Annotated in this window: 6 protein-coding genes; 5 read left to right on the plus strand and 1 reads right to left on the minus strand. The window is 55.5% G+C overall.

The window, feature by feature from the left end; all coding sequences use genetic code 11:
- From JW937_06750 to JW937_06770, 5 genes are all read left to right on the plus strand, one after another.
- Positions 1-409, plus strand: a 409-nt coding sequence (locus JW937_06750) for a hypothetical protein (GenBank protein ID MBN1587110.1), incomplete at its 5' end; no start/stop codon positions are given.
- Between the two features lie 64 nt (positions 410-473).
- The gene (locus JW937_06755) at positions 474-992 is read left to right on the plus strand and encodes a response regulator (protein ID MBN1587111.1); all 519 of its coding nucleotides are present in this window, start codon (positions 474-476) and stop codon (positions 990-992) included.
- A gap of 110 nt (positions 993-1,102) precedes the next feature.
- Complete coding sequence (gene mutS, locus JW937_06760; GenBank protein ID MBN1587112.1) at positions 1,103-3,742, plus strand: DNA mismatch repair protein MutS; 2,640 nt, start codon at positions 1,103-1,105, stop codon at positions 3,740-3,742.
- Positions 3,717-5,486 carry a DNA mismatch repair endonuclease MutL gene (gene mutL, locus JW937_06765; GenBank protein ID MBN1587113.1) on the plus strand — a complete coding sequence of 590 codons (1,770 nt, stop codon included), beginning with the start codon at positions 3,717-3,719 and terminating at the stop codon, positions 5,484-5,486. The genes mutS and mutL overlap by 26 nt, the downstream gene beginning before the upstream one ends.
- 192 nt (positions 5,487-5,678) lie before the next feature.
- On the plus strand, positions 5,679-11,525 hold the full coding sequence (locus JW937_06770; GenBank protein ID MBN1587114.1) for a hypothetical protein: 5,847 nt from the start codon (positions 5,679-5,681) through the stop codon (positions 11,523-11,525).
- A gap of 13 nt (positions 11,526-11,538) precedes the next feature.
- Here JW937_06770 and JW937_06775 read toward each other — a convergent pair whose 3' ends face one another.
- Positions 11,539-12,024, minus strand: coding sequence for a transposase (locus JW937_06775; GenBank protein ID MBN1587115.1), 486 nt, complete (start codon positions 12,022-12,024; stop codon positions 11,539-11,541).
- Between the last annotated feature and the right edge of the window lie 253 nt (positions 12,025-12,277).

Genomic DNA, 12,277 nt, shown 5'->3' on the forward strand with positions numbered 1-12,277 from the left:
ATTTTTGGGGCTGCTGGTGCTGGCGATGGTGTTGCCGGTATTGATTATCGCCACCAGCGTTTATGCCGTGGTCGCATACGCCATGTCCAACGGCTTTGAAATCAGCCAGGCCGAGCTTGCCAAGATCATGCCTTCAGCCATGCTGGGGCTGTGGGTGGTCTTCGGCGTGATTGCCTTGGTCACCATGTGGGTGGTCAAGCAGGGGCTCTCGATTTCCCACCAGTACGTGGGGCCTTTGGACCGGCTGGAGCGGGAGCTCATGAAGACCACGCAGCCGGATCTGAGCTACCGGCTTCATTGCCGGCCCGGGGACGTGATTTCGCCGATTATCGATCCCATCAACCGGCTTTTGGACTCGGCTGAAAAGCAGGCGCGCCGGACTCCCAGGCAGAATCCGCCCTCAAATTAGTCCGAATCTTGACTAAGTCATTAAGCATGATATAGTTAAGTCAAGTCTTCTTGGATGGTAGAGATTGAAGCGGAGGGCAGATTTGGAAGCCGAACCCAGCCGGAATTTCCGTATTCTGATCGTCGAGGATAGCGATGCGACCCTTGAGATGATGCTCGACGATCTCCAAAAACTTGGATATCGCGCTGAAGGCGTGACAACCGCCGAGGACGCGATCCGGGTCCTCGAAGAAACCCCTTATAACTTGGCCCTTGTGGACATGGTCCTCCCCGGAAAGGGAGGACTTTGGCTTATTGGAGAGATCCAGAGGCACTTCCCCAGCGTGATCTGCGTGCTCATGACCGGAAACCAGAGTGTGCAGTCCGGGGTGGAGGCCGCGGAGCTCGGGGCCAAAGGGTATTTGATCAAGCCCCTGCGCTCCAAGGAGCTGCAGATCGCCATCGAGCGCGCGCGAAAAATTTACGATATTGAGCTCGAGCGCCAGAAGAAGCAGGTGGAGATCGCCAAGGAGCTCAAGCGTTTGTCGGACAAGGCCCAAGATCTCGCTTCCGAAGCACCCGACGAGTCCGGCAAGTCAGAGTAGGGTGCCTGTACGCAAGTGGCGCGCGTGGCGTCATGGCGAGCGCAGCGCGGCCATCTGTGCGGAATCCCCGCCCTTGCAAGAGCCCGCCCTTCAGTGCTAAGGTCCTTTTTATGCCTGAATACACCCCCATGATGCAGCAGTATCTCAAGTTGCGGCGCAGCCTCCCGGAGGACACCCTCCTTTTTTTCCGCCTGGGCGATTTTTACGAGATGTTTCTTGAGGATGCCAAGCGCGCCTCGCAGATTCTGGATTTGGTGCTTACGGGCCGGGAAGCGGGGAAGGCCGGCCGCGTGCCCATGTGCGGGGTTCCTTATCACAGCGCGGAATCCTATATTGCAAAGCTCACGCGTTCCGGACTCAAAGTTGCTATTTGTGAACAGGTTGAAGATCCGGCCCAGGCCAAGGGGTTGGTGGACCGGCAGGTCACGCGCATTGTAACCCCCGCAACCAATCTTGAAGAGATGGAGGGCGAGGCTCCGACCTATATTGTGTGTGTGGCGCCAGACAGAGAAAGTTGCGGGCTGGCCTATTTGGATTTGGGCACAGGGGAGTTTTGCGTGACCGGTTTGGCCCGGCAAGATTTGGCCGCGCATTTGGCTGCTTTGCAACCCGTGGAATTGGTTTTGCCCGAGAGTTTAAAAGAAACAGAGCAGCTCAACACCTGGACTGCGGACTGTGCGAAGACTGTTCCGACGTTTTACGAGCCCTGGGTCTTTGCTCCCGACCACGCGCGGGATTTGTTGCTGCGCACCTTTTCTCTGCACTCCCTGGAATCTCTTTCCCTCAGTCCCGAGCAATCGGCAGCCGCAGGCGTTCTGGTCTATTATTTGCGCGACCACCGGCATGAATCCCTCGGCCATTTGAGTTTGCCCCGCGCGTATCAAAAGTCACAGTTCATGGAAATCAGTTCAGTGGCTCAAAAACATCTGGAGCTGTTTGAGGCTTCGGACGGCGGAGACAAGAACCTGACTTTGTACGGCTGCTTGAAGGGTGCGCAAACAGGCATGGGCTCGCGCTGTTTGTGGCGGTGGTTGCGTCAGCCTTTGCGGGAGGTGAAACCCATCAATGCGCGGCTCGACGCAGTGCAAGTGCTTTTTGATTCAGCAGTTGCGCGGACGGAATTCCGGGCGCAGCTTAAGAAAGTCGGCGATGCGGAGCGCTTGGTGGCGCGGCTCACGTGCGGGCGCGCCGGGGGCCGGGATCTTGTTCTGCTCCGGGAATTCTTGCGCAGTGTGCCTGGTTTAAAGGGAGTACTCAAGGGACTCAGCGCGGAACTGATTGAAGAGCAGTCCGCGGCTTTGCAGCCCTTGCCGGAGCTGGAAGCCCTGTTGAGCCGGGCCGTGGTGGACGAACCGCCGCTGACGCTTCGCGACGGAGGCGTGATTCGTGATGGCTATGATGCGGCTCTGGACGAACAACGCGCTCTTTCCAAAGGCGGCAAACAGGCCTTGGTCGAGATCCAGCGCCGTGAAGTCGAGCGCACAGGCATCAAGACAATGAAGATTAAATTCAATAAGGTCTTTGGCTATTACCTGGAGGTGAGCAATGCCAACCGCAAGGCTGTGCCGGAAGATTATATCCGCAAGCAAACTTTGGTGAATGCGGAACGTTTCATCACCCCGGAGCTCAAGGAATTTGAAGAAAAGATTTTGACGGCTTCGGAGCGCGCGCGCAGTTTGGAAGAGGAGCTGTTCCGGGATTTGGTGAGGAAGGTCCTTGTGCATACCGAAGCGCTCAAGGGTTCGGCCGAAGCCGCGGGTGTGTTGGACTGTCTGGCGCACCTGGCGTATGTGGCCGCGCGTTACGGCTATGTGCGTCCTTTGATCGAGGACACGGATGAGCTTTGGATCCGGGGCGGGCGCCACCCTGTGGTCGAGCGGGTGTTGCCCACAGGCGCCTTTGTGGAAAACGATTTGCGCATGAGCCGTTCCAAGGATCAGCTTCTGGTGCTTACGGGGCCGAACATGTCGGGCAAGTCCACCTTTATCCGGCAAAATGCGCTCATTGTGATTCTGGCGCAGATGGGTTCCTTTGTGCCGGCCGCCGAATGCAAGGTGGGTCTGGTGGATCAAGTCTTTACGCGAATAGGCGCTTCCGATGCCCTGGCGCGCGGGCAGAGCACTTTTATGGTGGAGATGACCGAGGTCGCGCAGATCCTCAACCATGTCACGGACCGCAGTCTGGTGATCATGGATGAAGTGGGGCGCGGCACCTCCACCTTGGACGGAATCGCCATTGCGCACGCAGTCTGCGAATACCTCACCGAAGAAAGCGGGCTCCGGCCGCGCGCCCTGTTTGCCACGCACTATCACGAACTCACGGATTTGGCCGGTGTCTTGCCGCGGGTAAAGAACTACAACGTGGCTGTGCGCGAGGACGAACGGGGAGTGACATTTCTGCATAAGATTTTGCCCGGGGGGACAGACCGCAGCTATGGGATCCATGTGGCCTCTTTGGCAGGGCTGCCGAGATCGACGATCGAGCGCGCGGAGAAGATTTTGAAACGCCTGGAAGGGGAGCGTCTTGAGAGCAGTCCTTCTTGGGGCGCGGTTTTGGGAACTCCCGCCGGAGAGACTGAAGGGCAATTGGAATTTGGAACGTGGGTCGCTGAGATTAAGGAACATCCGCTCATTGAAGAGTTGCGGGAGCTGATTCCGGAAAAGATGACACCTATTGAAGCGCTGAACACCTTGTACCGGTGGAAGCAGGCATTGGAGGAAAAGCATGACGCGCATCGCTCGCCTTCCTGAGGAGGTCGTGGAGAAGATTGCAGCCGGAGAGGTGATTGAGCGGCCCGCGTCCATTGTCAAAGAGCTGATAGAAAATTCTCTGGACGCAGGGGCGAGTTCCATTGAGGTGGTCTATCAAAACGGCGGAAAGCGGGAGATTCGCGTTACGGACAACGGGTGCGGGATGACGGCTGAGGAATTGCCCTTGTCGGTGGAACACCATGCCACGAGCAAGATCCGGGGCGCGGAGGACCTCTTGACGATCCACTCCTTTGGATTCCGGGGGGAGGCCTTGACATCCATCGGAGCGGTATCGCGGTTGCGGATTCGTTCGCGCGCCGGGGGAGAATCGACAGGCACGGAAATGCTGTGCGAGGGAGGCCGCCGCAGTGCTTCTGCCGAGGTGGGGATGAGTACCGGCACGAGCGTGATCGTGGAAGACCTCTTCTTTAACACACCGGCACGCCGTAAATTTCTGAAGGCCGACAGTCGCGAGGGCGCGGAGATCCTTCACACGGTGCGCAAGGCAGCCCTGGCCCATCCCAAGGTGAGCTTTCGTGTGCTCGACGGCGCGCGGGTGATGGAGGACTTTGAAGCGGTCCCTTCGGACCAGGAGCGCGTGCATGCAGTGAGCAAAGCGGATTGGAGTCTGGATCCTTTGGCGCTGCAGCTTGAAGTGCAGGGAGTCCAAGTGGAGGCTTTTTTGAGCCGGCCGCAGTTTTCGCGCGTTAACCGGACGGGACAGGAGTTTTTTGTGAACCGTAGACCGGTCACGGCGCCCTGGCTTTCCTATGCCCTTTCACGCGCTTATGGGGAGACTTTGCCCCACGGGCGTTTTCCCATGGGCGTGGTCTTCCTTAACTTGGAGAGCAGCCGTTTGGATGTCAATGTGCATCCCACCAAACGCGAGGTGCGCATTTCCGGAGAGAGAGAATTACAAAATGCCTTGAGTGAAGCGGTGGGGCGAGCGATCAGCGGCAAGGATCTCTTTCCCAAATCGACATTCAGCAAGGATCCGATGACACCGCCTTTTGAAGGCGGCGGCCTGCGGCCGGAAAGTCATGCGAGTGAGGAGCGGATTATTCTGCACCCGGTTTCTGTGTCCGAGCCCGAGTTGAACTACAAAGGCACTCAGACTGCTTCGTCGGATGCGCCGGACACCCTGGTGACCCAGAACCTGAACCGCCTGGGTGTGGTGCGCGTGCTGGGACAGATGCGCTCCAGCTATATTTTGGCCGAGAGTTCCGAAGGCTTGATGCTGGTGGACCAACATGCGGCCCATGAGCGGATCCACTACGAAAAGCTGCTGCAGTGCCTGAAAGGCGGGGAGCCGCAGTCCCAGCGCCTGCTCTTGCCCGAGACTCTGGAGTTGCCGCCTGCGCGCGCACAGACCCTGGAACAGTCTCTGGGACTTTTGCAACGCATCGGATTCTTGGTGGAGCCCTTCGGGGATTCGACATTTGTGATCAACGGCGTGCCGCCTTTTTTGCACGGAGAAGTGGTGCAGCACTTGGAGGACTTCCTGGACCAAGTGGAGGAAGGGGCGGATCGCCTGAATGTGGAAGAGCAGCAAAAAGCATTGGCCGCGCTGGTCGCGTGCAAGGTCCGTTCGGTCAAGGCCGGGCAGGCCTTGGCCCCTCAAGCTATGCTCTCCTTGCTCGAGACCCTGGCCGCGTGTGAGAGCCCCTTTACCTGCCCGCACGGCAGGCCGACCCTGATCAAGCTCAGCTTTCCGGAAATCGAGAAGCAATTCGGCCGCCGATAATCAGGGACAGGTCTCAATTACTCTTTATCCCACAACGAGTTACAAGAGGTCCGTCCCCAAAGACCTTAACTTGATAAAACATTTGCCAACCATTGCAAAAGTAAGTCGAATATGGTACACTCTTTCCTCTAAATATTAGGCCGATCCACTGGGTGCTGGGCTTCGGCCTTATTTGTAAATCGAGGACCCTCAGTGACCCAATCCCATCATCCCAAACGGTTTCTTGTGCGCGTCATCGCTTTGCTCATGGCCCAGGTATTTGTCCTGAGCAGCGTTGGCTTGTCCTGGGCCACTCCCGAACGCATCGGGCCGCGGCTATTTCGCGGGTCGCAGGCGGCCGTGTCTGAACCCACCCCCGGAAAGAAAGTTCTATTCCATTTCCCTGAAAAGGGGGTTCAGGCCCTGGTGTCTTGTGAGCCAGCCAGTCTTGTGGAGGCTTTGGATGTCCCCGCAGAAATAGGGCGCGTGGTTTCCAGAAAGACTTTTGCGGATTCCACCTATACCCTCATCCACATTCAGGACGTGCACGCGCATGTGGAAGCTCAGGAAAACATCGGAGCCATACTCAAGCACCTCGTGGAGACCGAAGGCATCGATCAGGTTGCGGTGGAGGGAAGTGCCGGTCCGATCGACACCTTTCTTTTTTCCACAATTCCGCATGATGAGATCCGGAAGCTTTTTGCCGAGGAGGCCCTTTCCGAATCGTTGATCACCGGTCCCGAGGAGGTGGCCATTGCCGAGCGCCTGCCCATCGAGCTCTATGGTGTTGAGGAACGCGCAAAGTATATGGAGAACTTTCGGGCCTTTGAAGAGCTGCATTTGAACTTTGCGCAAGATCAAGAGGCCGTCGCTCAGGAACTGGGGACTTTGCGCAAACAAGAGGAACAGAGTTTTCCTGCTAAGGCATTGAATCTGGCCCAAGCGGCACGAGCCGAATCCTCTGAATCCGCTCTGGCCGGCGGCTATTTGCAGCAGCTGCTCTCCCAAGCCTTGGAACAAGGGATTTCTCTGCAAAGCTATCCGAGCTTTGAGATCCTTTCCAAGATCCAGAGCTTGGAGGGCGGGATTGATCCTGAAAAATTCCGGGAGGAAGTCGAACAGATCTTGCCGGAGCTAATGCAATCCGTGCAGGACACGCAGCAAAATGCCCAACTGCTTTCGATTGTTGCTGCTCTGTCCAAGAAGGATGACGGCGCCGGATCTCTGGCAGTGTTCCTGGTGGAGTTATTGAGTGCGGAGGCGCTGCGTGCCGCAGGATTGGAACAGGTTCCGAGGGTGGCGCAGTTGGGAGCTCTGAAGAAGGAGCTTCAGCCTCAGGAAATTCTGGTTGAGCAACGGGAGCTGTATGCGAAGGTGATGCAGGCTCTTCTGCAAACCGACGCACAAAGGGCTCTAATGGAAGAATGCGAGCGCACCGAACTGCTGCAAAAGCTCATTACCGCCGAAGCCTCGCCCGGTGAATGGGAGCAGTTCCAAGCAGGTGAAGTGTCATTCCCGCCTGTCGCTTCGTCATCCTACCCCGGAACGCCGTCATCCTACCCCGGAACGCGGTCATCCCGAGCGCAGCGAAGGGATCTGTGGATCACTCAGGGTAAACTCCGGCGGGAATCTGCCCGTCAATCCGAAGACGCCATCCAGACCGCGCGACACTTCTATCTTGCCGCAGAATCCCGGAATGCCCCGCTCGTCTCCAACACGCTCAAGTTCTTGAACCAAAACGATGCCCATGCGGGCGTGCTCATTGCCGGAGGTTTCCACACCCAAGGCATTACTCAACTGCTCGAAGAGCAGCACATTTCCTACGTAGTGATTGCTCCGCGCCTCACTGAAGCCTACGACAAGACCCTCTACATGAACCGGATGCTGGCGCACCGGAAGCAGCCTTTTACGAGCGTTCCAAAAGTGGCTAAAGCAGATCAAAGTGCTTCGGACTTGGCATTCACTTCACTGCTGGCTAGATATGTTATTGGAGATGCGGGTGCCGGTCTTGGAGCCCTGACGCAGATGTCCCGGCGACTGGATGATTTGTATGAGACCCATCGATTTGACGATTCAGATTGGCGCAGTCTTTGGGAAATGGCGGTTCAGCAGTCTTTGATCACGCATCCGGATATCGACGAGACTGCGCAGAATCGACTCTTGCGAGCCATTAGCGTAGAACCGGGTAATATCCCGAAGAGCTTGATCAATGCCGGAAACACGCTGAGCTCCCTGGCGCCGGAGGAGGCTCGCAGAGCAGTGATGGAGGCAATCCAGGGTCTCAAGGCATTCAGGCCAAGTGGAGATATTGTTCCTGCCACAGTGGCCCGTTTGACCTTAGCTGCCAGCGGCACGGTGCAGCGGCTGCCGGAAGATGTTGATGCGCTTCCAAGCGTGCTCTTTGCGATCCCCACATACAACAGCCAAGCGCATATCTATCGCATGCTTCAAGAGGTGGCTGAGGAAGTGAGGACTCTGCGTACTATGGGTGTCAAAGCCCGTGTGATGGTGGTACCGAATGCGGGCAATCAAGAAGCCGTGGATCCTGTTGTGGAAGAAGTGAAACACTTTCTGAGGAATCCGGAGTACCAGGATATTGATCTTGTTTACAAACCCATGGTGGGTGTGGGCAAGTTTGGAGCCTGGGGGGAAATGCTGCGTTACGGCCGCAATGAAGTTAAGGCCATTGGTCGCAACGGCAGGGAGCAACTTGCGGGAGGGCTGATTCAAGGATTCCAGCCTTTGGATGATGAGATCTATATGGTTGACGGGGCTCCTTATGAGGCGCTGTCGGTTCTCAGTAAATCAAAGGGTCCCATGTTAGTCGGCGCGAATGTTTCTCTGGTTGCCCCCCCGTTCAGGAGAACCTGGCGTATCGGAGAAATGTGGCGGGCCGCACAGGCCAATGTGTTGCGATGGGAATTGACGCCGCCTACGGTGGCCAATGCGGAAAGAGAAGTCTATGCTCCGGAAAAGTATTTGAGGGGTGCGTTTCTGGCCTTTCACACGGAAGCCATTTCCCCTGAGTTTTTCGACAAGTTACGGCACTTTCCCGGGATTGCGGACGACTTGCTCATGACCGCAATTTTCAGTCAGTACTCTGAGGATGCTGTTTACAGAATCCCCGGGCCCCCACTCTATTTCCATCCTGCAGAACACGATGCCTTAAGGTGGGGAAGGCTACGAATGTGGCGAAAATTGAGTGGTGAACGGACGACAATTGGGTTTTTCCCTCCGGACTTACAGCGAGCTGTCCAAGCACTTACAGTCAGAGAATTTGACGAAGAAATGATAAGGCGTTCTGAGGGAGAAAAATTTTGGATTCGATGGTATCAACGATGGCTGCATTGGGTGCTCAGTAATGAAGATCAGGACTTGACTCAAATTGACACTTCAGGTTGGCCGCGTCCCGAAAAGGACGAGAGTGTATTTGATTTGATGAAATCACAGCCACGTATTCCCCGGCTTGCGGTGAGGCGGCTGGCCGGTGCATTGAACCATGTCCCTGAGTCAAAGGTTTCGGATTTAAATCCGGAGATGATTGTCTTGCGATGTGGGGATGAACTGGTGCTGGCATCTCCAGATCCAGATAGGGTTTGGTCCCCGGGGATGGAAAGAATTGAAGCAGGCTTGCTTATGGAGAGGGAAACGATCGACGAAGAAGGACAGTTTGAACTCATTGTCAGGCATATTACAAATCGCAGCGGAGAGACCTGGCGTGTTTCTGAGATTGAATGCCAGACAACGACGAAGGATGCGCAGACGGTCAGTTATGACTATAGCTGGCTTGGGGAGGGTTGGATCCGTGTCCGCGACATGGAAAAAGGGATTTGGTATTGGATCTGTCGCAACGGGGACGTGTACTTTTTGGATGCCCGGGGTAATGCGGTTCGAAGGGACTTGCCGAAATACGGATTACCTGAGTCCTTGATCGGGGCCTGGAAGGAGCAATTGGAACCCCTCATGAAATTGAATCCAACTATGTGGACTGATTGGATACATTCTGAAGGACATCCGGGAGTATCGGATGTGCGGCAGCCCGGGCTGGCGTCCTTGAATCCAGCGCCCAATTCATTCAAAAGTCAGATGATTCAGGATATTGAACTAAAACTCCACTCCGGCGTCTTAGGCAGGAAGACAAGAGGACTCGACCCGATGGAGTATGAGATCACTGAGGAGGCAGATGCAGAAATATTTGCCGAGGGCTTTCTCTTTGTGGAAAAGCGTATGAACCAGGCGCGGAAAGTTGGCAGTCAGATTGCAAGCATCTTGGACGGCTTGACAAATCAGAATCAGAATTACCAAGGCACTATGTTGATTGTCGGAGGAGGAAGCGGGAAGCAGACTGTGGAAATTCTAAGAAAGTACCCGAACCTCAAGATCCGGTTTATTGAACCTTCCAGGGATCTCATGGTTGAAGCTAGAAAACGTCTCTTACAGTTTTACACTGATTTGCTTGGAGATTCTCAGAAAGCCGCAACGGTGCTTGCCGATTCCGTGGAGTTCATTGAAGAGACTGCGGAAACCGCGCTTGCCGATGATCATTGGCTTGAAGGGGTGGACATCTTTGAGTTCTCTCAAGTGCTTTATTACATCAACGATGTGCATTTTAGGGATGCCTTGCTGAAGAGAATTGTAGACCGGTTAGAGCCGGCTCAGCGTCTGATTGTAAGCCTGAATTCCTACGACAGTGAACTTCAGGATAGTTTTGGTAGATTCAGGAATGAATTTCGCGGGCCGCCTCGTGCTCCTGTAACGGCAATGGAGAAATTTTTGCAGAATGCCGGGGGAACCATTTCTCGGCATGTGGTGGAGGTCAATATTGAAACTGCATCTGAGGATGATCTGCTAAGAGTGATGGTGTTTTTTGCTACGGAAGTGAAGGCTGGGGACCAGGTGCCGCCTGAAGACGTGCGCAAAATGCGTGAATATATTCGGGACAATCCGCGACTGAAGACACCCAGTGATTGGTATCACATGTTTGAAAATGTATACGTCATCGAAGTCAGCAGACTCCACAATGGCCATGGCGCCGAAGGCGGCTTGGGTGTGCCGATGTGGACGCCCCGGATGGTTCCGGTTCCAGAGGCTGTGGCGGGTGAGCCGTCAGAAGAGCTTCCTGAGCCCTCACTTGCGGTTGGAACTTCCAAGATGGTGGCCTCCGTGATTTTGAAGAAGGCCTTTGTGAACGCCTGGAATTCATTGAGAAAGTCTGCTGAGGACGGGATGCAAGAGCGGTTAGAGATAACAGGCGACGCGGGTGTAGCCATTACGTCCAAGTTCACAAACGGCGATGGAAGAACTGCAGCCGAGCGATTCCGCCAAACCATGCGGGCCTATTCAAGCGGAACGAATCCAGAACTTCCAAAGGGTGGGGTGGAGATTCGCGGTAATTTCCTAAAAAACCTGGCGCATCTTGTGGAGTTGAATATTGAGATTGAACTGGTCGTTCGTGATGCGGACGGCAAGGCAGTCAGCCCCACGCCGATTCAGACCACCTTGGCCGAAACAGTGGCTCATGCGATAGCCTTGCACGAGGTGCCTGGACACATGCGGCCTCTTGTTGCAAGAGGAGAACGCAGTCCACCTGGAGATGGCCCTGGGTCTCAAAGCAGCCAGATGGCCCTTTCCGCAGATGAGAGGCTGGCCTACCAGAGTATGGGAGGCGACAAGTTCCAGCCACTCAATGTGGCGGCATTTCTGTGGTATCAGACCGGCTACCTGGGTTGGCTCAGCGGCGATCCCACATTTCTCAGGATGTCCGTCAACACGCAGGTGGATACATACCTGCAGCAACCCGGCCTTCGGTGGATATCTGAAGACAAGGAGTTTTACGCTCAAGTACAGAATTTGATCTCAGAGATTCATGCAGCCTTTTTGAGCAGAGCAGAGGGAGCGACCGCTCAATTGGTTGAAAGAGCTCCAATTTACACCGAACCCTTCGGGATTTCGCTAAATACCACCCACCGCCTCGAAGCCGAATCCGTTTTCCGCAGCGAAATCGCCAGACAACTCGAAGATGCCGCCGCTCTTCTGGAACTCCTCCAATCCGCTCTCTAATCAGGGACGGTTCTTAACTACCCTTTATCCCACAGACATTTACGTAGGGGTCGTCCCCCATTGCCCGCGCGCTGCTCCATCGGTAATCCTTTACCTCCTGCACAAGCCCTGCCGCCACCGGGTTCTCCTCGATATACCTTTTGGCCTCAGCGATGTGGGCCTCGTCCCGGATAACCCAGCTGGAAAATCGATCCTGGAACAGATGCCCTTTGCGTTGGTGTTTCAAATTGAAGTACATGGCGTAGGCCACGTGCAGGCGATGCATGGCTTTGGAAAGTACCGCTACTGACGGACACCGCACCAACAAATGCGTATGGTTGTCCATTAGGCAGTAGGCAAAGCAATCCAGTGAATGATACACGCGGTATCTCTCGAAAAGTTGAAGATATTTGATGCGGTCTTTGGCTGTGATAAAGAGATTTTGGCTTCCGTTGGCGTGAGAGCATAGGTGAAAGCAGGTGTAGGTGGAGAGCTGGGCTCTCGGTTGTCGCGGACTCATAGCGCTTCCTTTAGGGACAGGTCTCAATTACCCTTTCCGGGAAAACGAGTTACGAGAGGTCCGTCCCCGGTTGACGGACACATAATCTCGGGCCGGGACGGATCTCCGTGAGAGACCCGCCCCGGATCCCGGCAGTCCATGCGTCGCTGTAGGGGACGGTTCTCACGTAACCCGTTGGTGCGTAATGGGCTGGAGAGAACCGTCCCTGGTTTTACTGCCCCTGGCGTATTCCCCGCTCATGCTTCTGACTCAA

This window comes from Candidatus Omnitrophota bacterium, assembly GCA_016929445.1.
GTDB lineage: Bacteria > Omnitrophota > Gorgyraeia > JAFGIU01 > JAFGIU01 > JAFGIU01.

What these genes read in the sequence shown, in the direction of transcription:
- JW937_06775 (MBN1587115.1), bottom strand. Translation starts at nt 12,024, where the DNA reads ATGAGTCCGCGACAACCGAGAGCCCAGCTCTCCACCTACACCTGCTTT.
- mutL (MBN1587113.1), top strand. Translation starts at nt 3,717, where the DNA reads ATGACGCGCATCGCTCGCCTTCCTGAGGAGGTCGTGGAGAAGATTGCA.
- mutS (MBN1587112.1), top strand. Translation starts at nt 1,103, where the DNA reads ATGCCTGAATACACCCCCATGATGCAGCAGTATCTCAAGTTGCGGCGC.